General features: G+C 73.2%; 24 protein-coding genes. 9 read left to right on the top strand and 15 right to left on the bottom strand.

Translation table 11 applies throughout. From position 1 onward, the window contains the following. Positions 1-67: 67 nt before the first annotated feature. The 9 genes from H9640_RS00960 to H9640_RS00920 form a co-directional block, all read right to left on the bottom strand. On the bottom strand, positions 68-1,300 hold the full coding sequence (locus H9640_RS00960) for a WxL protein peptidoglycan domain-containing protein (protein WP_191788873.1): 1,233 nt from the start codon (positions 1,298-1,300) through the stop codon (positions 68-70). 113 nt (positions 1,301-1,413) lie between these two features. Continuing rightward, the gene (locus H9640_RS00955) at positions 1,414-2,019 is read right to left on the bottom strand and encodes a hypothetical protein (protein WP_191788872.1); all 606 of its coding nucleotides are present in this window, start codon (positions 2,017-2,019) and stop codon (positions 1,414-1,416) included. Positions 2,020-2,240: 221 nt separating this feature from the next. Next, a complete protein-coding gene (locus H9640_RS00950; RefSeq protein ID WP_191788871.1) occupies positions 2,241-2,666 on the bottom strand; it encodes a pilus assembly protein TadG-related protein in 426 nt (141 codons plus the stop codon). A gap of 86 nt (positions 2,667-2,752) precedes the next feature. Beyond that, positions 2,753-3,163: a pilus assembly protein gene (locus H9640_RS00945; protein WP_307824143.1), complete on the bottom strand. Its 411-nt coding sequence runs from the start codon at positions 3,161-3,163 to the stop codon at positions 2,753-2,755. A gap of 161 nt (positions 3,164-3,324) precedes the next feature. Beyond that, the gene (locus tag H9640_RS00940; protein WP_318243585.1) at positions 3,325-3,747 is read right to left on the bottom strand and encodes a TadE/TadG family type IV pilus assembly protein; all 423 of its coding nucleotides are present in this window, start codon (positions 3,745-3,747) and stop codon (positions 3,325-3,327) included. After that, positions 3,744-3,926, bottom strand: coding sequence for a hypothetical protein (locus tag H9640_RS00935; RefSeq protein WP_204809523.1), 183 nt, complete (start codon positions 3,924-3,926; stop codon positions 3,744-3,746). The genes H9640_RS00940 and H9640_RS00935 overlap by 4 nt, the downstream gene beginning before the upstream one ends. Before the next feature lie 148 nt (positions 3,927-4,074). Beyond that, positions 4,075-4,971: a type II secretion system F family protein gene (locus tag H9640_RS00930; protein WP_191789137.1), complete on the bottom strand. Its 897-nt coding sequence runs from the start codon at positions 4,969-4,971 to the stop codon at positions 4,075-4,077. 50 nt (positions 4,972-5,021) lie between these two features. After that, the gene (locus H9640_RS00925) at positions 5,022-5,882 is read right to left on the bottom strand and encodes a type II secretion system F family protein (protein ID WP_191788869.1); all 861 of its coding nucleotides are present in this window, start codon (positions 5,880-5,882) and stop codon (positions 5,022-5,024) included. Between the two features lies 1 nt (position 5,883). Beyond that, positions 5,884-7,131 (bottom strand): CpaF family protein, encoded by a 1,248-nt coding sequence (locus H9640_RS00920; protein WP_191788868.1) that lies wholly within the window; start codon positions 7,129-7,131, stop codon positions 5,884-5,886. Positions 7,132-7,385: 254 nt separating this feature from the next. Here H9640_RS00920 and H9640_RS00915 point away from each other — a divergent pair, with 254 nt between their 5' ends. Beyond that, positions 7,386-8,654: a pyridoxal phosphate-dependent aminotransferase gene (locus tag H9640_RS00915; protein ID WP_191788867.1), complete on the top strand. Its 1,269-nt coding sequence runs from the start codon at positions 7,386-7,388 to the stop codon at positions 8,652-8,654. 7 nt (positions 8,655-8,661) lie between these two features. Here H9640_RS00915 and H9640_RS00910 read toward each other — a convergent pair whose 3' ends face one another. From H9640_RS00910 to H9640_RS00895, 4 genes are all read right to left on the bottom strand, one after another. Continuing rightward, entirely contained in the window at positions 8,662-9,984 is a 1,323-nt protein-coding gene (locus tag H9640_RS00910) for an LCP family protein (protein WP_191788866.1), read from the bottom strand. 189 nt (positions 9,985-10,173) lie between these two features. Beyond that, complete coding sequence (locus H9640_RS00905; protein ID WP_307824146.1) at positions 10,174-11,457, bottom strand: multidrug effflux MFS transporter; 1,284 nt, start codon at positions 11,455-11,457, stop codon at positions 10,174-10,176. Positions 11,458-11,565: 108 nt separating this feature from the next. After that, positions 11,566-12,366, bottom strand: coding sequence for a hypothetical protein (locus tag H9640_RS00900; protein ID WP_191788864.1), 801 nt, complete (start codon positions 12,364-12,366; stop codon positions 11,566-11,568). Between the two features lie 23 nt (positions 12,367-12,389). Continuing rightward, the gene (locus tag H9640_RS00895) at positions 12,390-12,764 is read right to left on the bottom strand and encodes a PadR family transcriptional regulator (protein ID WP_191788863.1); all 375 of its coding nucleotides are present in this window, start codon (positions 12,762-12,764) and stop codon (positions 12,390-12,392) included. A 127-nt stretch (positions 12,765-12,891) separates the two neighbouring features. Between H9640_RS00895 and H9640_RS00890 the strand changes: the two genes are divergently transcribed. Then, complete coding sequence (locus tag H9640_RS00890; RefSeq protein ID WP_191788862.1) at positions 12,892-13,635, top strand: SOS response-associated peptidase; 744 nt, start codon at positions 12,892-12,894, stop codon at positions 13,633-13,635. Positions 13,636-13,644: 9 nt separating this feature from the next. On the opposite strand, the gene H9640_RS00885 is transcribed toward H9640_RS00890, so the two are convergent. Both H9640_RS00885 and H9640_RS00880 read right to left on the bottom strand, forming a co-directional pair. Continuing rightward, entirely contained in the window at positions 13,645-14,820 is a 1,176-nt protein-coding gene (locus H9640_RS00885; protein ID WP_318243584.1) for an adenylate/guanylate cyclase domain-containing protein, read from the bottom strand. A gap of 40 nt (positions 14,821-14,860) precedes the next feature. After that, positions 14,861-15,829 carry a biotin--[acetyl-CoA-carboxylase] ligase gene (locus tag H9640_RS00880; RefSeq protein WP_191788861.1) on the bottom strand — a complete coding sequence of 323 codons (969 nt, stop codon included), beginning with the start codon at positions 15,827-15,829 and terminating at the stop codon, positions 14,861-14,863. Positions 15,830-15,961: 132 nt separating this feature from the next. On the opposite strand from H9640_RS00880, the gene H9640_RS00875 reads away from it, so the two are divergent. From H9640_RS00875 to H9640_RS00845, 7 genes are all read left to right on the top strand, one after another. Next, on the top strand, positions 15,962-17,581 hold the full coding sequence (locus tag H9640_RS00875; protein ID WP_307824148.1) for an acyl-CoA carboxylase subunit beta: 1,620 nt from the start codon (positions 15,962-15,964) through the stop codon (positions 17,579-17,581). Between the two features lie 85 nt (positions 17,582-17,666). Continuing rightward, on the top strand, positions 17,667-18,275 hold the full coding sequence (locus H9640_RS00870; protein WP_225226508.1) for a hypothetical protein: 609 nt from the start codon (positions 17,667-17,669) through the stop codon (positions 18,273-18,275). Continuing rightward, on the top strand, positions 18,272-18,538 hold the full coding sequence (locus H9640_RS00865; protein ID WP_191788859.1) for an acyl-CoA carboxylase epsilon subunit: 267 nt from the start codon (positions 18,272-18,274) through the stop codon (positions 18,536-18,538). The genes H9640_RS00870 and H9640_RS00865 overlap by 4 nt, the downstream gene beginning before the upstream one ends. After that, the gene (locus H9640_RS00860; protein WP_191788858.1) at positions 18,535-19,518 is read left to right on the top strand and encodes a hypothetical protein; all 984 of its coding nucleotides are present in this window, start codon (positions 18,535-18,537) and stop codon (positions 19,516-19,518) included. The genes H9640_RS00865 and H9640_RS00860 overlap by 4 nt, the downstream gene beginning before the upstream one ends. Before the next feature lie 168 nt (positions 19,519-19,686). Further along, complete coding sequence (locus H9640_RS00855) at positions 19,687-21,348, top strand: DUF885 domain-containing protein (RefSeq protein ID WP_318243583.1); 1,662 nt, start codon at positions 19,687-19,689, stop codon at positions 21,346-21,348. Further along, entirely contained in the window at positions 21,345-22,061 is a 717-nt protein-coding gene (locus H9640_RS00850; RefSeq protein ID WP_191788857.1) for a Maf family protein, read from the top strand. The genes H9640_RS00855 and H9640_RS00850 overlap by 4 nt, the downstream gene beginning before the upstream one ends. Positions 22,062-22,332: 271 nt before the next feature. Continuing rightward, positions 22,333-24,150 carry an acetyl/propionyl/methylcrotonyl-CoA carboxylase subunit alpha gene (locus H9640_RS00845; protein WP_318243582.1) on the top strand — a complete coding sequence of 606 codons (1,818 nt, stop codon included), beginning with the start codon at positions 22,333-22,335 and terminating at the stop codon, positions 24,148-24,150. Positions 24,151-24,202 lie beyond the last annotated feature (52 nt).

The following is a 24,202-nucleotide window of genomic DNA, read 5'->3' as shown; positions in this document are numbered from 1 at the left end:
CAAGGTTACGCGACGACGGCGCCCCGCACGGCCCGGTCCCGTGGGCGTGCGCCCGCAGCGTCTCTCGTCAGCCGCCCGACGACGGCGCTCGCGCCCCGTGGACGGGCTCGACCTCGGCGTCGGGTGCGGCGAGCGTGCCCGTGCCGGGCTGCGCGGGAGCGGTGCCGTCGTCGGCGGCGGGCTCACCTGCTGCCGAGGCGCGACCTTCGGCGCGGGCCTTCGCGAGGAGCGCCTCCAGGCGCTGCTTGCGACGTCGGCGGTTGTCGCGCACGCCGAGCACGACGAGCACCACCACGGCGACGAGGAGCAGGTGGACCCAGGGGACGGCCCAGGTCGTCACCGTGACGGTGACGGGACGCAGGTCCGCGGCGGGGACGTCGATCGCGCCGCCCGTCTCCCCCTCGGTCGCCACGAGCGACGGGACCACGACGACCTCGGTCGTCACGGGGCCGACGGGCCAGATCCCTCCGATCGTCACGGCCGTCGAGCGCGACGTGCCGGGGATCAGCTCCTTGACCCCCTCGACGCCCCGGTCGAGGGTCGTCGCTCCGATGCCGAACGCCCCGGAGGCCTTGATGGTCTGGTCCCCGCCGACCCGCAGGTTGCCGTCGTTGGTGACCTCGTAGGACACCCGGACGTCGCCGGGCGCGAACGGGTTCCACGACGGCGTGTAGGTCGCGGTGACCTGGTCGAGCGCGATCGACGGCACGACCTCCCCCGGCACCCGCAGGTTGACGCGGACACCCACCCGGCTCTCGACCCCGACCCCGGGGCCGGCGGCAGAGGATGCCGTCGTGACCGTCGCGACGATCCCGGCGGGGTGGTCGCCCGGTGTCACGTTGTCCGGCACCGTGATGGTGAACGGCACGATGACGGTCTCCCCTGCGGGGACCTCGACGCTCTGCTGCACCTCGAACCACCCGCCGGAGTCCTGGGGCTCCTGGTCGGAGGTGCGGATGTCGAAGCTCCCCGTGGGTGTGAAGATCCCGTCGTTCGTGACCATGGCGAACGTGACGGGGGCAGGGCCGTGGTTGGAGACGGCGACCTGGTCCTGGATCTGGGCGCCCGGTTCCGCGACGAAGTCGAAGATCCTCCGGTCGTCGGGGCCGTCGGGCGAGGCCGTGGTGACCGAGAACCGGATGCCCCCCGGGTCGGGGGCGGTCGCCTGGGCAGATCCGACGACGCCTGTCAGGGCGAGGGCCAGGACCCCCAGCGACGCGAGCCCGCGCACGAACCCGCCACCGGGCCTCCTCGCAGGCCGAGGTCCTGTCTCACGCGCCTTCTTCATGTCCGTGCTCACCACGACTTCCGGTCTTCGTCGAACGGGATTGCTGCTCCGGAGACGGTACAGGGCCGACGGACATCCGTCGGCCCTGCGTCGTCACCGTCCGTGACTGGTCTCGCGAGGAGCCGTCAGCTCTCCATGAGCGTGAGCGTCAGCGTCGACGCGTACGCACCGGAGGGCGTGCCCTTGGGGACCGTGAGGTTCAGGCCGGCCTTGACGCCGAACGACTGCCCCTTGGCCTCGAGCGAGGAGCCGCTCGACACCAGGAGGTCGCCGACCTGGACGCCACCCGTGAGCCAGTCCCCACCGGGGCCCTCGCCTGCGGGGACCTCCTGGAGCTCGCCCGCGATCGGCTGGCCCGGCGTGACGTTGAAGTCGCCGGGGATCGGGTTCGCCAGCTCGGGGACCCAGCCGAGGTTGGAGGAGTCGATCTCCGGCAGGCCTGCCGCCGTGAAGCTGCTGACCTGGCCGGTGACGGTCCAGCTCGCGTCCGCACCCACGTCGTTGCGGTCGTCGGTCACGCTGATACCGTCGAGGAGACCCGTGAACTCACGGTTCCCAGCGGCCCAGATGTCCTCGTCCGTCGTCTCGCCCAGCGTGACGGACGGGTTGGCGACGTTGAGCGCGAGCGCTCCGACCGGCGTGACGGCGACCTGGATCTGGACGTCCTCCTCACCGTGGGTCACCTCGTCGGCGACGGCCCCGGAGGCCATCGCGACGGTTCCGAGAAGCATCGCACCGAGTGCTCCGCCGGCAATCCACTGCTTCCTTGCACGTGCGTTCATGTAAGTCTCCGTCGTTGGAGGGTGTCGGACCGGATCACCATAGCGGCGAACCCTTGTTTTGTCAGTCATCAGACAAAAGTTGCATGGTTCGTTAAGAAAGTGAACGTACTTGGTCACCTTGTACCGCCCGTGTTCACCGGATGGTCATGCGTACCACCGACCCTCGGGACTCACCAAGCGCGCGCGCTGGACTCGGCACGCACGAGGATGCCGTCCGACCACAGCTGGGTCACCCAGGTGACGAGGACCGGGCGGGACAACCCGACCAGCCGGACCTCCGCGGTCCGTCCGTCGGGCGTCGACGCCTCGACGATGGTGACAGCATGCAGGTCGTCCAGCATCTCGGGGTGCGCGGCCACGAACTCCTCGACCGAGGCCCGCACCTCCGCGTCGCTGAGCCGGAGCACCGCCTGCTCCCCAGGGACGGGCACCCGCCCCTCGTAGAAGATGTCCTCGCTCATCGAGTCGGCGGCGTCGAGCGCCGCCGCGTCCGCGACGTCGAGAAGTCGCTTGCGGTCGAGGTGGACCCCCGTCGCCGAGACCACCACGGTCACCAGGAGGAGCGCGAACGCAACGAAGGCGCTCGTGAGGAGCATGATCTGGCCGTCATCGTCGCGCCCCCGCACGAGCCGGCCGCGTCGTGCGTCGGTCCGGGGCGCTGACGCGGTCCGGCGTCCGCGCCTCACGGCCGGGCCCCCGCGTACCGGTCCACGGGCGAGACGTGGGCGGCCTCGACCGGGACGGACAACGGTACCCACGACCGGACCCCCGGCGGGACGAACGGGAGCGGGACGTCGTAGCGCACGACCGTGGCGACCTCGCTCCCCGGGGCGAGGCAGTGCGGGCTCGAGCACGAGATCGACAGGACGTCGGCAGGTCGCACGTCCTCGAACCCCTGGTCGGCCAGCGCCAGGGAGACCGCGACGCCGGCCCGCGCCTCACCCTGCGCGACCGAGTCGGCCGTGACGAAGGCACGGGCCGACTCCTTCGCGGCGCCCTCGACCGCGAAGGTCGCCGCCTGGATCCTTCCGAGAGTCAGCGCGAGGTACATCACGGGCAGGAGGAGCAGGAGTGCGGCTCCCAGGAACTCCACGATCGCGTTCCCCTGCTCCCGCCCCCCGAGACGTCTCGAGCGACGCCTGCGGACCGCGCGGGGCCAAGGCCCCCTTCGCGGCCCTCGGACTGCCCCTCGGGCGGCCCCTCCCTCCCCGGCCGCCCGCTCACGCTGTCGCACTCCGGCCCCCTCGCGCCCGCTCACTGCTCCTCCTTCAACGCGTGCCCGTCCACCGTGACCGCTCCCGACGGGCCGAGCAGCCCGACGACGGGCAACGGAAAGGTCACCGTCACCTCGACGACCCGCAGCCCGTCGTGGTCGACCTCTCGCGCCGAGACGTCCTGCGCGAACCGCTCCGACAAGGCCGCGTCGATCAAGGCTCGCGTCCGCGCCACTCCGTCCTCGGTGGTCCGGTCTGCCGTGCCAGCCAGCCGCGCTCCCTCCGCCGCGCTGTCGATCACGATCGCTCGCACGTGCACCGCGAGCACCACCTGGAGAACGCCCAGGAACAGGACGAGGAGAAGGACGGAGACGAGGACGAAGTCGACGACTGCCGAACCCTGCTCCTGCGCGCGAACGCCCCGGCCAGGGGACGGGACCAGTCGCCGACGCGCCAGGCTCACGGACCGCCGACGCTGTTGATCGCGTTCGTGAAGGTCTCCGTGAGCGCGGGGCCCGCGACGGCCCACAGCGCGATGACCAGTCCTGCGGTCATCAGGGTCACCAGGACCCAGCCAGGGACGTCTCCGCGATCACGCTCCTGCGCGACCTGCTGGTACCTCGCACGCACGGTCCTGCTCATCAGTCGTCTCGTCATCTCGTTCCTTCGGTCGGTCGCGCGCTGCGGTCGCGTGCGGTCGTGGTCCAGGTCGGTCGTCCTGGTCGGTCGTCCAGGTCTTTTCATCAAGATCGAGAACGGACCGCGGGTCGCCCGCCGTCCGGAAAGGTCGTCACAGGCCGATCCTCAGGGTCGCGATCGACGGGAATATCGCGAACACCACGGTCACGGGGAGGATCAGGAAGACGACGGGCACCATCATGAGAACCTCCTTGCGCCCACCCGACTCCATGAGGGCCCGGCGGCCCGCCTCCCGGACGTCCTGCGCCTGCGCGCGCAGGACGTCGGCGAGCGGCGTGCCTCGCTCGACGGCCACGGCGACCCCCTCCGCGAAGCGTGTGAGGCTCGTCAGCGCGGTCCGGTCGGCGAGCCCTTCGAGAGCACGGGCCAGCGGCACCCCCGAGCGGACCATCGAGAGCGTCAGCGCGAGCTCGGTCGACAGCTCGCCCCGGGCCATGGTCGCGACGCGCTCCATCGCCGCGACCGGCCCCTCCCCCGCCCCGACGGACAGCGCGAGCAGCTCCGCGATCGTGGGAAACTCCATGAGCATGCGCTCCTCGCGCCGGGCGACCTGCCGAGAGAGCCGGTAGTCGCAGCCGAGCAGCCCACCAAGTCCGCAGAAGGCGACGAGAGCGGCCAGGACCACGGGGGACGATCCCCTGGTCGCGGCCAGGAGCAGGGCGAGGAGAAGGCCGCCGACCAGTGCGAGCGCTGCCCACACCACCTGCTGGGCCCGGAACTGGTCGACGCTCTCGAGTCGGCCGGCCTGGTCGAGGCGGCGGCGAAGCACCGCACGGGTCGACCCGAACCTCTCGAGCCCCCGCCCGACCTCGGCGAGCCACGGGCCTACGAGACGGTCGAGGGACGGGAAGGGCGATCGCGTCGACGACTCCTGCAGCAGTCCCGACGTGGTGCCGATCACGCGCAGATACGGTCCGACCCGCTCGTCGAGGCGGACCCGCCTGGCACGCAGACGCGACACGACGACGAGGAGCCCGCATCCCAGCATCGCCCCGGCCACGACGCCGATCCACGACACCTCGATCCCTTCGGACCCGTTCACCGCAGGACCCGCACTTCTTCGGGCAACCGCCCGATCCGACGCATGATCTGGTAGGCGACCACCGAGGTGAGCGCGCCGGCTCCGAGCACGACGGCCCCCTGGAACGAGCTGTAGGCCTGCGCGGTCTCGGGTCGGGTGGCCAGCAGGGCCAGGACGACCCAAGGCCCTGCCACCGCGAGTCGGGCGCCGTTCACGGTCCACGACTGGCGCGCCTCGAGCTCGCCTCGCGTTCTGGCGTCCTCGCGCAGGAACATCGCGAGCGTGCGCAGCAGCTTGCCGAGATCCGTGCCCCCCACCTCCCTCGTCATGCGCAGGGCCTCGACGATGCGGTCGGCGACGGGATCTGCCAGGCGCGCCTTGAGCGCGTCCAGGCAGTCGCCGAAGCGCCCGGTCGCACGAAAGTCCTGGGCGAAGCGAGCGAAGGGTTCCCGCAGCTCGACCGGCCCCCGCTCCCCGAGCTGGCCCACCGCCTCGGGCAGCGAGAGGCCCGCACGCACGCCCGAGGCAAGGTGGTCCACGACCTCGGGCCACACGTCACGCAGGCTCGAGCGGCGCCGTCGGGCACGCGAGCGCACGAGAGCGACGGGCGCAGCGCCCGCCATCGCCGCGAAGCACACCGCGACGGGCAGCGCCCGGGTGAGTGCGAGCACGACCAGCAGGACGAACGCTCCGAGTGCCACGCTCACGCCCACCAGGGCGCGCGGGGTGACCGTCGGGGCCCCGGCGAGCACCAGGAGGTCCTGCGTCCTCGTCGACCAGGCGTCGGCCCGACGGGGAGGGCGAGGCGCCGGCTCCCACCAGGCCCACCAGACGCAGAACACCCCGACCCCGAGCAGCAGGCCCACCATGACGCCCATGTCAGCGGCCCTCCCCCGGTCGTGGACCGACCATGAGCGCCGCGAGGTCGATCCCGGCCCGGGCGAACCGCTCCTCCGCCGGCGGGAACCCGTCGCCGCGCACGAGACCGCCCCCGACGCGGTGGAAGAGGTCCGAGGTCTCGACCACCCCCTGCTCCACGCGCCCGGGGACCCCGACGATCTCGCGGACCTGACGTCGACCGTCCGCGGTCACGCCCAGGTGGACCACGACGTCGACCGCACCGGCCACGGTCGGGACGACGAAGCGGTCCGAGACGTTCTCCCCGGCCAGCAGCGGCAGGGTGCACATCTTGGAGATCGCCTCCCGGGCCGAGTTCGCGTGGATCGTGCACATCCCCGGGACGCCAGCGTTCAGGGCGATCAGCAGGTCGAAGCTCTCCGCCTCGCGCACCTCGCCGATGACGATCCGGTCCGGACGCATGCGCAACGCCTCCTTGACCAGACGTCGCAGCGGGATCTCCCCCGTGCCCTCGAGGCTGGGCTGACGACACTGCATCGAGACGATGTCGCGCACCGCGAAGCGCAGCTCGAACACCTCCTCGCACGTGATGACCCTCTCGTGCGAGGGGATCGACCCGGCAAGCGCGTTGAGCATGGTCGTCTTGCCCGCCTGCGTGGCGCCCGCCACGAGGACGTTCAGCCCCGCCCGGACGCAGGCGTGCAGGAACGCCGCGGCGTGCGGGGTGAGGGACCCCAGGCGCACTAGGTGCTCGAGGTGAGAGGCCCGCACGACGTGCTTGCGGATGTTCACGGCGAAGTGCTCGCGCGTGACGTCCGGGATCACGACGTGCAACCGCTCGCCCCCGGGCAGCGCGGCGTCGACGAAGGGGCTCGAGAGGTCGAGGCGCCGACCGGAGGACTTGAGCATCTGCTCGACGAGGTCGCGGACCTGGGTGCTCGTGAGGATGGTCGAGGTGAGCTCGGCCGTCCCACCGCGCGCGACGAAGACCTGCGCGGGCGAGTTGATCCAGACCTCTTCGATCTCCGGGTCGTCGAGGTACTTCTGGAGGGGGCCGAGCCCCGCGACGGCGTCGAGGACCGCCCGCACGGCGCCGGGGACGTCGGCGAGCGGGGGCACGACGCCCAGCGCGGTGCGGGTGTCGTAGTCCGCCAGGGCGTCGGCGACGAGCTGGTCGATCCCCGCCTTGTCGCGCAGCGGGTCGACGCCTCGGCGGCGGATCAGCTCGCGGACCTCGCGCTCGAGGATCGCCACGCCTGCGGTGCTCATCGTCGTGCCACGCTCCCCTGCGTCCCTGCGCGCCCCCCGCGCAGTCGACCACCCGGCGGGGTGGTTGCGCGCCGAGACTAGGGCACGACCGGCCGGGTCCGCACCGCCCCCTGTGGACAACCGCTCAGGATCCGCGGGATCTCGCGGATCACACCTCGGTGGATGTCCGAACTGTGGTCAGGGCCCCACGAGCTCCGGGCAGGGCAGCAGCGCGGGCCGCCACGGCGAGCGCACACCCGGCATAGGGTCGGCGCATGTCTGCGAGCACCCCCGCCGTCCCCCGTCCCGCCCTTCCCCAGGTCCCCGGCCGTTGGCGCGCCGCGGCCGCCGCGACGGGCCTGCTGCGCCCCGACGGCTCGGTGGCCTCGACGATCTTCGCCGAGATGACGAACCTCGCGCTGCGCACGGGGGCGATCAACCTGGGCCAGGGCTTCCCCGACGTGGACGGCCCGCACGCGATCAAGGAGGCCGCGATCCGCGCGATCGAGAACGGTCACAACCAGTACCCGCCGGGCACGGGCATCCCGGTGCTGCGCGAGGCGGTCGCGGACCACCAGCGCCGCCACTACGGTCTCGACCTGGACCCGGACACCGAGGCCCTGGTCACCACGGGGGCCACCGAGGCGCTGGCCGCGACGATCCTGGCTCTGGCGGGACCGGGCGACGAGGTCGTGACCCTCGAGCCCTTCTACGACTCGCACGCGGCGTGCATCGCGCTCGCGGGCGCCACGCACGTGCGCGTCCCGCTCCACCCGACCCCGGACGGGTTCCACCTCGATCCCGCGCAGGTGCGCGCCGCCGTCGGGCCGCGGACGCGGTTGATCCTGGTCAACACGCCGCACAACCCGACCGGGACCGTCCTGACGCGCGCCGAGCTCGAGGTGGTCGCGGAGGCGGCGCGGTCCGTGGACGCGGTCGTCGTGACGGACGAGGTCTACGAGCACCTCGTGTACGACGACGCGGTGCACGTGCCCGTCGCGACCCTGCCGGGCATGGCCGAGCGCACGATCACGATCTCCTCGGCCGGCAAGACGTTCTCCTTCACGGGCTGGAAGATCGGCTGGCTGCACGGCCCGGCGCACCTCGTGGAGGCCGTGCGCACGGTCAAGCAGTTCCTGACGTACACGTCGGGGGCGCCGTTCCAGCCCGCGATCGCGCAGGCCCTGGCCGACGACGAGGCGCCGCGCGCCCTGGCCGCGTCCCTCGCGGCCCGGCGGGACCTGCTGTGCGAGGGCCTGGTGGCCGCGGGCTTCGAGGTCGTCGTGCCGCGGGGCACGTACTTCGTGGTCGCCGACGGCGCACCCCTGGGCTTCGAGGACGGCACCGAGCTGTGCCGCCGGCTGCCCGGGCTCGCGGGCGTCGTGGGCGTGCCGGTGAGCGCGTTCTGCGCCGCGTCACCGGGCGATGGGGACCCCTCTGGCCCGACGACGGCGCAGGCCCTGGCCTCTCGGGTCCGGTTCACGTTCGTCAAGCGTGAGGACGTGCTCCGCGAGGCGGTCTCCCGCCTCGCGGAGCTGCGCTGACGACCTGTCAGGAGGCGCAGACCCCTTCGAGGAGCGGAGGCGGGGTGGTCGTCGTCGTGCCGGTGTCGGCGGGCGGCGCGACCTCGCCGGTCGTGCCGGCGTCGGGGACGGTCGTGCCGGCGTCGGGGACGGTCGCGCCGGCGTCCGGGACCGTCGCACCCGCGTCGGGAACCGTCGCACCAGCGTCGGGGGCTGCTGCACCGCCGTCGGCCGGGGGCGCAGCAGTCTCGTGACCGGGCGGCGGCTCGTCGGCGGCCATGCGGTCCCAGATCGCCTGGGCGTCCTTGGTCCACACCACGCGGTTCTTGTCGTTCGGCGCTTCGACGACGGGCAGCGGCGTGAAGACGATCTCGGACGGCTTGATGTCCTTGAGCGAGAAGGCGAGCCCTGCCAACGAGTCGAGGCCCGCGAGGTTGGGGCTCGCGCTGATCGAGGAGAGCACGGCCTTGATGAGGCCGTACAGCTGCGGGGTGTCCGTGATGATGTTCTTCGACAGGAGCTCACGCATCATCGAGTCCAGGAACGCCTGCTGACGCGCGATGCGGGCCAGGTCGCTGCCCATCTCGAGTCCCATGCCGCTGCCCTTGCGGGCGCGCAGGAAACTGATCGACGTACGACCGTCGAGGACCTGCTCGCCTGCCGCGATGTTGAGGTCGCGCGAGTGGGATCCACCCACGACCGGCTCCGGGAAGCACATCCGCACGCCACCGAGGGCGTCGACGACCCCGATGACACCGGTCATCTTGACCACGACGTGGTCGGTGATGGTCAGCCCGGTGAGCTCCTGGACGGTCGTGATGGTGCACGCCGCGGCGCCCACCATGTCGTCGACTCCGCCGGACCCGATCTCGAACGCGGAGTTGAACATCGCGTCGTTCTGCTTGCGGGTGGTCCTGCCGTCGGACAGGTTGCACGCGGGGATGTCGACGAGCGAGTCGCGCGGGATCGACACGACCTCGATGCGGCTGCGGTCGCCGGAGATGTGCACCACGAACGTCGTGTCGGAGCGCATGCCGTCCTCGGCACCGGCGAGCTCGGCGTTCTCCTCGTCGCGGTAGTCGGTCCCCATCACGAGGATGTTGAGAGCCTTGCCCGCGTACGGGTCGTCCGGGTCTCGCGGCGCCTCGGGTTCCGACGGCGAGTCGACCAGGGCCGACACGTCGCTGACCGTCACGGCCGACTGCCAGTCCATGTAGGCGGCGGCTCCGCCGACGACGCCGAAGGCGAGGACCGCGGTGGTGACGAGACCGGTGGCACGAAGGACCTTGTGCGTGCGCTGCGAGCGCGCGTGATGAGGGCCGCTGTTCGAGGCGGTCTTCGGGCTGGGCATGAGACGAGCCTAGATGCACGGCAGGGCCAAGGGCTTCGTGTCGTGCAAAGGAAATGTGAAGTGTCCTGCTGGATCTGCTGCCCACGAGGCCGAGCCGGGCCCCTCCCGTGCTCCTTCATATGGCGCATCTCGGGCGATCTCGGGCATGGACGAGGCACACCAGGGCCTGGCACCGGCCCTCTCTGCGGTTCAGGCGGGCAGGTGCCAGCCACCCTTGCGGAACGCGGGCGTCGCGAGCCCGAGGACGAGGAGGGAAGCCACGACGGCCCCCAGCATGACCGTGCTCATGGCCACCGCGTCGCCTCCGAGGACCCCGACGAGGGGGCTCACGAGCCCGGCGACCCCGGCCTGGAAGGCCCCGATGACCGCGGCGGCCGTACCGGCCCTCTCGCCGTGCCGGGTCAGCGCCAGCGCGGAGGCGTTGGCCGGGATGAGTCCCTGGAGCGCGAGCGTGAGCCACAGCGCGGCCAGGAGCCCTATCAGGCCGCCCGCCCCGGTGAGCGCCACGACGAACAGCCCCACCGCGAACACCCCCTGGAGGACCAGGGCGGCGCGCAGGATCCGCACGGGGGCGACGCGCCGCACGAGCGAGGCGTTGACCTGGGCCGAGATCACGAGGCCGATCCCGTTGACCGCGAACAGGGCGGCGAACTGCTGGTGGGTGAGCCCGTACCCCTCCTGCAGGACGAACGGCGAGCCGACGACGTAGCTCATCAGGACGGCCATGCCGAGCCCGGGGAGGACGGCCAGGGCGACGAAGTGGCGGTCCTTGAGGAGCGCTCCGTAGCCGCGGAAGACGCTGCCGACCCCGCCCACCTGGCGGCGCTCGGTCTCGAGGGTCTCGGGCATGAAACGCAGGACGATGAGCCCCAGGACGAGGCCCAGGACCGCGAGGACCCAGAACACCCAGCGCCAGTCGCCGTGCCCGGCGACGAACGAGCCGATGGTCGGCGCCAGGAGCGGCGCGAGCCCGATGACGAGCATGAGCCGCGACAGGATCCTGGCGGCGTCCGACCCGGTGAACCGGTCGCGGATCACGGCGATCGAGACGACCTGGGCCGAGGCGTTGAAGAAGCCCTGGAGGACGCGCAGGACGATGAGCCAGCCGATGGTCGGCACGACCGCGCACAGGACCGAGGTCACGACGTGCAGCGCGAGGCCGATGATGACGGGCGCCCGGCGTCCGTACCGGTCCGACAGCGGGCCGATCACGAGCTGTCCGAACGCGCCGCCGACGAGCATCCCGGCCAGGGTGAGCTGCGCGAGGGCGGGGCTGGCGTCGAGGTCCGCCGCGACGTCGGGCAGGGACGGCAGGTACATGTCGACCGTGAACGCCGGGAGCGTGGCGAGTGCGCCGAGCAGGAGGACCCACTTGACGGTGGAGCGGCCGGGGCGCCGGGCCGTGGCACGCCCCTCGCTGTCCTTCGACGGCGCCGGCGGGGTGGGTGCAGTTCCTGCCGGGGGTGTCTCCATGGGTTCGATCATAACGATTCGACCGCCCGGCCACGCCCGGATCCGGGACCAGGTTTCGTGACGTGCCCGACGGCGCAGCCGCCTGTGCCACCCGACCTCACCGCACGCTCAGCGGCCCAGCAGGAGCCACGTGACGCCGAGGGAGACGAGCGCGAACGCCGGGACGACCCACGTGACCGTCGCCGACAGGCGTCGCGACCGCCGCACCGGGCCGTCCTGCGGTTCACCGGGCAGCGGCGAGACGATCGGGTCGTCGAGCGTGCCTCTCCTGGCCTGGACCGCGCTCCACGCCGTGCCCACGGCGAGCACGAGCGCACCGGCGACCGCGACGGGCCAGGCCGGGAGCGAGACGAGGACGCCGTCCAGCAGGACGGGGACCACGACGAGCACCGCCATGCAGCCCGCCAGGGCGAAGAACGACACCAGCGGTCGCTCCAGGATGGTTCGCAGCACCGGGGAGCTGAACCGGTAGAAGAGCAGGATCGCCGCCCCGAACGCCGCGATCATCGCGAGCATCCCGGCCGTCACGTCGACGCTCGGCGCCGCATCGCCGGCTCGCCCGGCCAGGGCCACCGCCGAGCCGCCCCAGCCGAGGAGCAGCAGCCCCAGGAACTGGGCGGTCACCGGCCCGAGCACCTTCACGACCTCCCACCGCCTGTCGGGCTCGACGGGCAGGTCGAGGCTCCTCGCGTAGGCCACGGGGTTCCCGAACGCCTCTGCGGCGGACTCTCCGCTCTCCGCGCAGTGGGACTCGACCTCGGTGAGCGCCCCACCGAGGGCGGCGCCCGGCACGTCGAGCAGCCTCAGCTCGATCAGGAAGGCCTCGGCCCACTCCTCCTCGACGTGCGGCGCGAGGCGCCTCTCGATCTCGTAGCGCGCGGCGGTCCGCTTCTCGCTCGTGCGGGTCATCGGTTCTCCTCGGTGGGGGTGGATCAACGGGCGGGGTCGTCGGCGCCGGGCTGCTCGGCCTCGGCCCCGGTGCCTGCGACGAGGTCACGGGTCGTCCGGGTGAACGCCTCCCACAGCGCGACACGCTGCGCGAGCTCGTGGCGGCCCGCGTCGGTGAGGTCGTAGTACTTGCGCCCGGGCCCGCCGTCTCCGGCCCGCCACTCGACCGTGACGAGACCGCCCGTCTCGAGGCGCCCGAGCAGCGGGTAGAGGGTCCCGCCCTTGATGACCCCGAGGCCGCCGTCGGCGAGGCGCGCGGCGATCGCGTACCCGTAGGTGGGGCCCGCGGCGAGGGTGCGCAGCACGCAGACGTCGAGGACGCCGCGGAGCCACTCGCTGGGCCAGGTGCTCTCGGTCATGGCTAGATCGTGTCGCTAACTAGTCAGCCTGTCAACCTAGCCACGACCGAGGCCCGACGGCGCCGCTCGCCGACACGATCGCCGAGCGCAGCGCGCGGCGTGGGTGGCACGAGGCATCCTGGGAGACATGTGCGGACGCTATGCCTCCTTCCGGGACGCCCAGGACCTCGCCGACGATTTCGCGATCGCCGACCTCGCCGACGACGCGCGGCTCCTGCCACCGTCGTGGAACGTCGCCCCGACCGACCCCGTGCGAATCGTCGTCGAACGAGCGGCCAAGGACACGGGCGAGGTCCGCCGTTCCTTGCGCGTCGCCCGCTGGGGCCTGGTGCCGAGCTGGGCCAAAGACCCCGGCGTCGGGGCGCGCATGATCAACGCGCGGGCCGAGTCGTTGCTCGACAAGCCCGCGTTCGCCAAGCCGTTCGCGGCCCGCCGCTGCCTCGTGCCGGCCGACGGGTACTACGAGTGGCGGAAGGTCGAGACGCCTCCGGCTCCCGGATCCACCGCGCGCAGGCCCAAGGTGACCAAGCAGCCGTTCTACATCCATCCGGACGGGCCCGCGGTCGCCGCCTTCGCGGGCCTCTACGAGTTCTGGCGGGACCCCGCCAAGGCCGACGACGACCCCACCCGCTGGCTCGTCTCGACCACGATCATCACGACCGACGCCGCCCCGGCGCTCGCCTCGATCCACGACCGCATGCCGCTCGCGCTCGCCCCGGACCGGTGGGACGCGTGGCTCGACCCTGCGGTCGGCAAGGACGAGGCTGCGGGACTGCTGGTCGCACCCGAGGTCCGCATAGAGGCCCAGGAGGTCGCGCCGCTCGTCAACAGCGTCGCCAACGACGGCCCGGAGCTCGTCCAGGCGGTCTGAGGCCCGACCTCAGCCCTTGTACGCCCACTGCAGGCGCACGGGCTCGATCACGCCGAGCCCCGGCACCTCGCGCTCGGGCTGCGCGGTCAGGGCGAAGCGCGAGTCCCGCGAGAGCAGCGCCGCGGTCTCGCGGTCCAGGAGGACGGTCGTCGGCTCGGCGATCTCGGTGAGCCGCGAGGCCAGGTTCACCGACGGGCCGAACACGTCACCGAACCGCGAGAGCACCCGACCCCAGACCAGGCTGACCCGGACGGGCGGCACCTCCATGCCTCCCCCGGCCCGCTCGCCCTCCTCGGCGAGACCGAGCGCGACCTTGGCCCCGGTCGCGACGTCGTCGGCGACGTAGAGGACCGCGTCGCCGATCGTCTTGACGACCCGGCCGCCCGCCGCGGTGATGATGTCGCGCGCACGGGTCTCGAAGAGCTGGACGAACTCCGCGAGCTCGCTCGACCCGAGGCCCGCGGTGCGCTTGGTGAACGACACGATGTCCGCGAAGCCCACGGCCCGTGGCAGCGGGAGCGCCTGGGAGTCCGCGACGTCCCCCGCCCGCGCCTCGGAGAACTCGACCGTGAACCGTGCCGCGACCGCCGCGAGCTGGCGGCGCCACGCGTGGCGCAGCTGGGTCTCCAGGACGGGGGCGAGGTCAGGCAGGCGGTCCAGGACGAGCAGGCGGGCGCTCGTGTCGTCGAGGTCGAACCGCTTGGTCATGTGCTCGACGAGGGCCTCGACCTGCCACAGCACCAGCCGCTCGGTCGTGTGCCCCATCGACCGGATCAGCGTCGTCAGCGACCGGTCGTCGAACTTCTCGCGCTCCGCGACCGAGTAGATCTCCTCGAGGGCGACCGCGTCGTCCTCGGTGAACATCTGCTCCTGCTGCTCGGTGATGGGCAGGCCGAGCGCCTGCCAGTAGGAGCGCACCTGCCGCTCCGTGAGCCCGGCCCGCTCGGCGAGCCCCTCGACCGTCAGCGCGCGGGGCCCGCCCAGGAGCGCCTCGTCCAGGTCCGCCTCGACCGGGGAAGGGGCGGAGGGCGCAGAGGGCGGGCCGCCTGCCCCGGAGAGCGCGGAGAGCGCCGCCACGTCGGCTCGACCCTCCGGCCGACTCTCCAGCCGACTCTCCCCAGCAGCCTCGGTCGTCTCGATGGTCTCGATGGTCTCGTCGGCTGCCTCAGGGATGTCGTGCGTCACAGACCGATCCTAGTTCAGGCGACCTGACACCCCGTCGCACTCACCCCGCGGGGACGTCGCCGCCCGCCCCTGCAGAGGGGGTAGGCACAGCAGAGGGGGTCGGCACCGCAGCGGGGGCCGCAGCGCCTGCACCCGCGGGCGCCCCGTCCCGCAGCCGGAGGTGGTGCACGTCGCCGCTGTGCAGCACGCGGGACGTCCCGTCCTGCTCCCGCACCAGCAGCGAGCCGTCCGGCCCGAACCCGTAGGCCTCACCGCTCACCTGGCCGCCGCCCGTGAGGTCGACCCGCACCTGCGCCCCGAGCGTCGCGCTGACCTCGGCGCACTCCTCGGCGAGCCCGGCCTCGACGGCGTCGCCCGCTGCCTCCTGCCACCGGCCGAGGGTCTGGGCGAACGACTCCTCGAGCGCGGTCAGCAGCACCTCACGGTCGGTCGTCGCGGCCCCGACCAGGGCGAGGGAGGTCGCCGACGCGACGGGGAGCTCGCTCTCGCTCTGCCGGACGTTGAGCCCGACGCCCACGATCGCCCCGCCGTCGGGCAGGAGCTCGCACAGGATGCCCGCCACCTTGCGGTACGTGCCCCACCCGGCCATCTCGACGACGGGTCCCGCGCCCGGCGCAGGGACCAGGACGTCGTTGGGCCACTTGACCACGGCCTCGACCCCCGCGGTCGCGCGCAGGCACCGGACCGTCGCGAGGCCCGCGAGCAGCGGCAACCAGCTCAGACGCTCGCGGGGCACGTCGGGACGCACCAGGAGCGAGCCCGTCAGCGCGGTCCGGGCGGGCGTCTCCCACGCGCGGCCCGAGCGCCCCCGCCCGGCCACCTGGTGCTCGGCCACGAGCAGCGCGGGCGCGGGCCAGGCCTGCGGGTCGGCGGCCACGGCCGCAGCCAGCTCGGTGTTCGTCGAGGCCGACTCCGCCACGACCTCGAGCCGGGCGAGCGGGCCGTGCGGGGCCACGAGGAGGTCCGCCAGGAAGCCGGGGCGCAGCGCAGGGTGGTCGGCAGTCGTCATGTGCTCATCATGCACGCGCACGGGCCGTGCACGGCAGAGGGAACACCTTGTGGAAACCCTCCAACGTCTGCGGCCACGCCGGTGCGATCCCTCGCACCCTCTTGGTCCCACCCACCAACTAGGCTCGGCTGCGTGAACGAACCTGTCGCCGGCACCACCCCGGCCCCCACCGGTCAGCTCATCGGCACCGCAGCGAAGCTCGCCGACCTCGACCGTCGGCGCGCCGAGGCGTCGCTCGCGCCCGAGGAGGCCGCGCGTGCCAAGCAGCACGCCCGGAACAAGAAGACGGCCCGCGAGCGCATCGAGGCCCTGCTCGACGAGGGCAGCTTCGTCGAGCTCGACGCTTTCGCCAAGCACCGTTCGGTGAACTTCGGGCTCGAGAAGAAGCGCCTCGCGGGCGACGGCGTGGTCGTGGGCCACGGCACGGTCGACGGCCGCCAGGTGTGCATCTACTCGCAGGACTTCACGGTCTTCGGCGGCAGCCTCGGCGAGGTGCACGGCCAGAAGATCACCAAGGTCCAGGACCTCGCGCTGCGCACGGGAGTCCCCCTCATCGGGATCTCGGACGGCGGCGGTGCGCGCATCCAGGAGGGCGTCGCGGCCCTGACCCAGTTCGCGGAGATCTTCCGCCGCAACGTCGCGGCCTCGGGCGTGATCCCGCAGATCTCGCTCATCCTGGGCCCGAGCGCGGGCGGCGCGGTGTACTCCCCCGCCCTCACGGACTTCATCGTCATGGCCGACCAGACCTCGAACATGTTCATCACGGGCCCGGACGTGATCCGCGCGGTCACGGGCGAGGACGTGGGCTTCGAGGAGCTCGGCGGGGCACGCACGCACAACGAGCGCTCGGGCGTCGCGCACTACATGGGCACCGACGAGGACGACGCGATCGACTACGTGCGCCATCTCCTCGGCTACCTGCCGCAGAACAACCTCTCCGACGCGCCGAGCTTCGCCCCCGAGGACACCGAGCTCGAGGTGAGCGACGAGGACCTCGAGCTCGACGCGCTGATCCCCGACTCCGACTCGCAGCCGTACGACATGCGCACCGTGATCGAGCACGTCCTGGACGACGGTGACTTCCTCGAGGTCCAGCCGCTGTTCGCGAAGAACGTGATCGTCGGATTCGGGCACGTCGAGGGGCAGTCGGTCGGCGTCGTCGCGAACCAGCCCCTCGCGATGGCCGGCACGCTCGACATCGACGCGGCCGAGAAGGCCGCCCGGTTCGTGCGCACGTGCGACGCGTTCAACATCCCCGTCCTGACCCTCGTCGACGTCCCGGGCTTCCTGCCGGGCGTCGACCAGGAGCACCAGGGCATCATCCGGCGCGGCGCCAAGCTCATCTACGCGTACGCCGAGGCCACGGTCCCGCTCGTCACGCTCATCACGCGCAAGGCGTACGGTGGCGCGTACATCGTCATGGGCTCCAAGCAGCTCGGCGCGGACGTGAACCTCGCCTGGCCCACGGCCCAGATCGCGGTCATGGGGGCCGGCGGCGCGGTCAACATCCTCCAGCGCGGGGCCCTGAAGGCCGCAGCCGACCAGGGGCTGGACGTGGACGCCGAGCGCGCCCGCCTGGTCGCCGAGTACGAGGAGGCCATCGTGAACCCGTGGGACGCGGCCGAGCGCGGCTACGTCGACGCGGTGATCCGCCCGTCGGAGACCCGCGTGCAGGTCGTGCGCGCGCTGCGCGCCCTGCGCACCAAGCGTGCGAGCCTGCCCCCCAAGAAGCACGGGAACATCCCGCTGTGATCCTGGGGACGCGTTGACACCAGGGCCGCCACCGGCCCTGCCCCCGACACCACCACCGAACGACGAGACCAACGGCGAGGACGACATGCCCGACCAGCAGCACGGCGACGACCACGCAGGACACGGCCACGAGCACGCCGAGGGCGGCCACGACGGCGAGTCGCACGGCCCCACCCCCCTCGGCCCGGTCGACGAGGCCCCGATGCACGCGGCCGTGGACGCCTTGGCCGCGGCCCTGCACGAGTACGTCGGCACGGCAGTCGGGGTACGTGCCGAGTTCGGCGCCTCCGAGGCCGACGAGGACCCGCGCGTCCTGGCGCTCGAGGCCGCGATCGGCGCGCTCAACGCCCGGCTCTACGACGCGCTCCACGACTCGCTCGGCATGCACCCGGACCTGAGCTCGCTCGTGTGGGGCACCGAGGACGACCTCGGCGCGGGGACCGACGCCGACGCGCCGCCCGCCCCCGAGGTCGCCGAGCCGTTCTACCTGGGCTTCGTCGTGGGCCCGGGCCAGACCCCCGACACGTCGCTCGACTCCGTGATCGACTTCCTCGACAACGCGGGAGAGCAGGTCGTGGCCGCGCTCGTCGAGTCGGGCTTCGACGTCCCCGAGTGGGCCGCGTCGCGCGGCGAGGCGGCGGACTTCGACGGCTACGGCGACGCGGACGACGAGGCACCGGGAGGCGCCCTGTGAGCGAGACCGGCGCGGCGTCGTCGGGCCGGGAGCTGCGCGTGGTGCGCGGCGCCCCGGACGACGTCGAGGTCGCGGCGCTCGTCGCGGGGCTCGCCGCCGCGGCGGCCGCCGCGCACGTGCCCGACGACGAGGCGCCGCTGCCCGAGTGGACCAACCGGTCGCGCGGCCTGCGCGGGACGGGGTCGGGCGCGACGGCGAAGAGCTTCGGCGGACGCTCGGGTCGGCACAACGCCGACTCCTGGCGGTGGAGCCTGCAGTCATGAGCCAGACCACGACCGTCCTGGTCGAGCTCGCGGACGACCCCGGGGCCGTCGAACGTCCGCTGGCGGACGGCCCCGGGTCGAGCGTTCCCCCGCTCCCGGTACGTACCGGCTGGCGCCGGTGGGCGTGGGTCGTGCCGACCGTCCCCGCGGTCGCGCTCGTCGTCTACCGCCAGCTCGCGCCCTCCCAGGGCTGGCCGCTGCCCGCGGCCGTGCTGGGCGTCCTGGCCGTCCTGCTGCTGCTCGTCGCGGTCCTCGCGCTCGCGCGCTACCTCGACGACCGCGACGCACTGCGCGAGTCGCGCGCGCGGGACGCCCTGCTCGCGGGAGCCGAGCGCACCACGGGTTCGCTGCTCGTCGACGGTGCGGCGGGATCCGACGGGGCGGGCCAGGACTCGGCGCCCGCCCCGGGCGTCCTGCCCGACGGCGCCACGCACCTCGGCGGCCGGCTCACGTTCTCGGTCGACCACCTCCCCGTCCGGGCACCGTTCACGGTCACCGTCCCCGCGGGGGCGGCCGGCCCGCGCTCGGGCGACCCCGTCGCCGTCTGGTACCCCCGCGGTACCGACGGGCGACCGCGCGTCGTGCTCGTGCGCTACCAGCGCGCCTGGGCCGACGACCTGCTCGCGGCCATGCACCCGGGCCGGGCCGACGACCGGGCTCCGACCACCGAGGGTCCGACGTCGGCCGACCAGGGAACCGACGAGCCCGTCGCGGCCTCGAACCAGGACGTCCTGGCGGCCGTCGGTCGGGCCGGGGGCGAGCACCCCCGCCTGGCTGTCGAGGTGGTCGCCCCGACGGACGCGTGGCGGACCCTGCGCGTCGACCTCTCCCTCCCGGGCAGCGTGCGGTCGGTCCTCGTCTTCGAGGACGCCGAGGAGCTCGTGTGCATCGGACCCGACGGGGGCCGCCCCGTCCCGCTCGACACCCTCGACCCTGCCGAGGTCCTCGACCTGGCCGAACGGCTCCTGCGAGCCGACTGATCATCCTCCCGGACGACGCCCGACCGGGTACCGCGCAGTAACCTCTACCGGGTGACCTCCCCCCCCCCCCCCCCCCCCCCCCCGCCCCCCCCCCCCCCCCCCCCCCCCCCCCCCCCCCCCCGGACCCCCCGCACGCCCACGGCGATCGACGCGATCGCCGACGCCTACGTGCGCACGGTCGCCGACCTGAACCCGCTCGCCGCCACCGCCATGGGCCTCGCCGGGTACGACCACCTCATGACCGACCTGTCGCCCGCCGGGTACGAGGCCCTCGCAGCCGCTGACCGCGCAGTGCTGGCCCAGCTCGCGGACGCCGACCCCGTCGACGACGTCGACCAGGTCACGCTCGCGGCGATGCGCGAGCGCATCGGGCTCTCGCTCGAGCTGCACGAGGCCGGCGAGGACCTCGCGATGCTCAACAACATCGCGTCCCCGCTCCAGGAGCTGCGCGACATCTTCGACATGATGCCCACGGGCACCCTCGAGGCGTGGGAGAACATCGCAGCCCGGCTCGCAGCGCTTCCCGGCGCCATGGACGGCTACATCGCCTCGCTGACCGCCGCCGCCGAGCGCGGCAACGTCGCGGCGATCCGCCAGGTCCGCGAGGGTGTCAAGCAGGCCCGCGAGCTCGCCGACCCCGAGTCCTCGTTCTTCGTGGAGTTCGTCCGGGGCGAGGCCGCCGCCGCCGTGCTCGACGAGTCGTCCGCCTGCTCCCTGGTGCGCAAGGAGCTCGAGCTCGGTGCCGCGGGCGCCCTGGCCGCCTATGCCAGGCTCGCCGACTTCCTTGAGGACGACCTCGCGCCGCAGGCCCCCGTGGCCGACGGTGTCGGGCGCGAGCGCTACGCCCTGGCCTCGCGCGCCTTCCTCGGCGCCGAGGTCGACCTCGAGGAGACCTACCGCTGGGGCCTCGAAGAGCTCGCGCGCGTGGTCGCCGAGCAGGAGGCCGTCGCGGCACAGATCGCCGGGCCCGGTGCCACGGTCGAGGAGGCCGTCGCAGTCCTCGACGCCGACCCGAGCCGCAAGCTCGACGGCACCGACGCGCTGCGCGCCTGGATGCAGGAGACCTCGGACGCCGCGATCGCGGCGCTCGACGGCGTGCACTTCGACATCCCGACCCCCGTCCTGGACCTCGAGTGCATGATCGCCCCGACCCAGACCGGCGGGATCTACTACACGCCCCCGAGCGACGACTTCTCGCGCCCCGGGCGCATGTGGTGGTCCGTCCCGCCGGGCGTGACCGAGTTCAACACCTGGCGCGAGAAGACGACGGTCTACCACGAGGGCGTCCCCGGCCACCACCTCCAGTGCGGCCAGGCCGTCGCCGCGCGCGACACGCTCAACTCGTGGCGCCGGCTCGCCTGCTGGGTCTCGGGCCACGGCGAGGGCTGGGCCCTGTACGCCGAGCGCCTCATGGCCGACCTCGGCTACCTCGACGACCCGGGCGACCGCCTCGGGATGCTCGACGGTCAGCGCATGCGCGCGGCCCGCGTCGTGCTCGACATCGGCGTGCACCTCGGGCTCGACGCCCCCGAGGAGTGGCGCGGCGACTCCGAGGACCCCCGTTGGGACGCCGACAAGGCCTGGGAGTTCCTCAAGGCCAACGTCAACATGGACGAGTCGTTCGTGCGCTTCGAGCTCAACCGCTACCTCGGGTGGCCGGGCCAGGCGCCGTCGTACAAGGTCGGGCAGCGACTGTGGGAGCAGACCCGCGACGCAGCCCGCGCGGCCGCCGAGGCGCGCGGCGAGGAGTTCGACGTCAAGGCGTTCCACGAGCGCGCCCTGAACCTCGGGTCGGTCGGCCTCGACGTCCTGCGCGGGGCTCTCCAGTGACGGCTCCGACGACCTCGGCGCCTGCTCCGAGCATCCGTCTCCTGCTCGCCTCGCAGTCCCCCGCGCGACTCGCGACCCTGCGCTCTGCGGGGGTCACACCCGAGGTCCGCGTCTCGGGGCTCGACGAGGACGCCGTCCTGGCGTCGGCCGCGGCCCGGTTCGGCGCGCTCGACCCGGCCGACGCGGTGCTCGTCCTCGCCCAGGCCAAGGCGGAGGAGGTCGCCCAGGTCGTCACGCGCGAGGCGCGCGAGCGCGACGAGGCGAGCGACGTCGTCGGGCCGGACGAGGTCGCACCCCTCGTGGTCGGCTGCGACTCCATGCTCGAGTTCGGGGGCGCGATCCACGGCAAGCCCCGGGACGCCGCCGAGGCGACCGAGCGCTGGCGCGCGATGCGCGGCAAGACCGGCGTGCTCCACACGGGGCACTGGATCGTCGACCTGCGCGACCCGCAGGACGGCGGCAGCGGTGCCACCCTCGGGGCCACGAGCTCCACGACGGTCCATTTCGCCGACCTCTCCGACGCCGAGATCGCAGCCTACGTCGCGACGGGCGAACCCCTCGCGGTCGCGGGCGCGTTCACGGTCGACGGCCTGGGCGGTGCGTTCGTCGAGAGCATCGAGGGCGACCACCACGGCGTCGTCGGGATCAGCCTGCCGCTCGTGCGCGAGCTGCTCGGCGAGATCGGCGTGGCCTGGACCGACCTCTGGTCCTGAGGTCCCTCCGGCCCGGCGACTGCTGGGCCACTGCTCGTCAGGCGGCCCGACCGCTCCTCCTGCTCGTGCGCTCCGGCGCCGGGCGCGAGGACGCGGCGGGCCGCCTGCTTGTCGGTGCCGCACAACCATGACGAGCCACGGCCCGGTTCGCCCCGCCGACCATGGAGGGTTCCTACAAACGGCCCCGGTGAGCCTTGGCCTGATCTCCAATCTTGTCCAGTACCGCCGGTCGGAGCGTGAACCCAGGGCGCCGGACGCGCTACCGTGAGCCGTGCCCGAGAACTCCACGAACCCCGCGACCAGCCCGACCCGACGCCTGTCGAAGGTTCTCATCGCCAACCGCGGCGAGATCGCGGTGCGCATCGCGCGCGCCTGCGCCGACGCCTCGATCGCGTCGGTCGCCGTCTACGCGGACTCCGACCGCGAAGCCCTGCACGTCCGCCTCGCCGACGAGGCCTTCGCGCTCGACGGCGCGCGCGCCGCGGACACCTACCTCGACATCGCCAAGCTGCTCGACGTCGCCCGCCGCTCGGGCGCCGACGCCGTGCACCCCGGCTACGGGTTCCTCGCGGAGAACGCCGGGTTCGCCCAGGCCGTGATCGACGCGGGCCTCGTGTGGATCGGCCCGCCGCCCGCGGCCATCGACGCGCTGGGCGACAAGGTCAGCGCCCGGCACATCGCGCACCGTGCGGGCGCGCCCCTGGTCCCCGGGACGCCCGACCCCGTGGCCGACGCGACCGAGGTCCACGCGTTCGCCGCGGAGCACGGGCTGCCCATCGCGATCAAGGCGGCGTTCGGCGGCGGCGGGCGCGGCCTCAAGGTCGCGCGCACGGTCGACGAGATCGACGAGATGTTCGACTCGGCGGTCCGCGAGGCCACGGCCGCGTTCGGCCGCGGCGAGTGCTTCGTCGAGCGCTACCTCGACACCCCGCGCCACGTCGAGACCCAGTGCCTCGCCGACGAGCACGGCACGGTCGTCGTCGTCTCGACGCGCGACTGCTCGCTCCAGCGCCGCCACCAGAAGCTCGTCGAGGAGGCCCCTGCACCCTTCCTGACGGACGAGCAGCGCGCCGAGCTCTACAAGGCCTCCGAGGCCATCCTGCGCGAGGCCGGCTACGTGGGTGCCGGGACCTGCGAGTTCCTCGTCGGCGCCGACGGCACCATCTCCTTCCTCGAGGTCAACACGCGCCTGCAGGTCGAGCACCCCGTCACGGAAGAGGTCTCGGGCATCGACCTCGTGCGCGAGCAGCTGCGCATCGCGGCGGGCGAGCCGCTCGGCTACTCCTCGGTGACCACTCGCGGCCACTCGCTCGAGTTCCGCATCAACGGCGAGGACCCGGCCGCGAACTTCCTCCCCGCCCCCGGCCGCATCTCGCGCCTGCACTTCCCCAGCGGGCCGGGTGTCCGCGTCGACAGCGGCGTCACGCAGGGCGACGTCATCTCGGGGGCGTTCGACTCCATGATCGCCAAGATCATCGTCACGGGTGCCACGCGCCGCGAGGCCGTCGAGCGTGCCCGCCGCGCACTGCGCGAGACGGTCGTCGAGGGCATCCCCACGGTCCTGCCGTTCCACCGGGCCGTGCTCGACGCCGAGGACTTCGTCCCGGCCGACGACTCGGCCTTCCGTGTGCACACCCGCTGGATCGAGACGGCCTTCGCCGACGAGCTCAAGCAGCTCACGCCTGCGACCCCCGCCCCGGCCCCCGACGAGGACGAGGCGCCCGCGACCGAGCGCGTCGTGGTCGAGGTCGGCGGCAAGCGCCTCGAGGTCGTCCTGCCCGCCGGGCTCGGGATGGCCGCGGGGCGCGCACGTACGGCCAACGCCGCCCGTCGTCCCGCGCGTCGCGCCGCCGCCAAGGCCACCGCGGGCAACGGCACGACCCTCGCCTCGCCCATGCAGGGCACGATCGTCAAGGTCGCGGTCGCCGACGGCGCCGTGGTCGCCGAGGGCGACCTCATCGTCGTCCTCGAGGCCATGAAGATGGAGCAGCCGCTCGTCGCGCACCGTGCGGGCCGGGTCACGGGCCTGTCGGCCGGCGTCGGCGCGAGCGTGAGCTCGGGCACCGCGATCTGCGAGATCGTCGACTGACGACGCGTCGGGCGACCCGACGCGTCGCCCCCGCGGCCGGGGGGGGGGGGGG

This window comes from Oerskovia gallyi (assembly GCF_014836745.1).
Lineage (GTDB): Bacteria > Actinomycetota > Actinomycetes > Actinomycetales > Cellulomonadaceae > Oerskovia > Oerskovia paurometabola.
The sequence above is the reverse complement of the archived record's forward strand: the minus strand, read 5'-3'. Positions and strand labels throughout refer to the sequence as shown.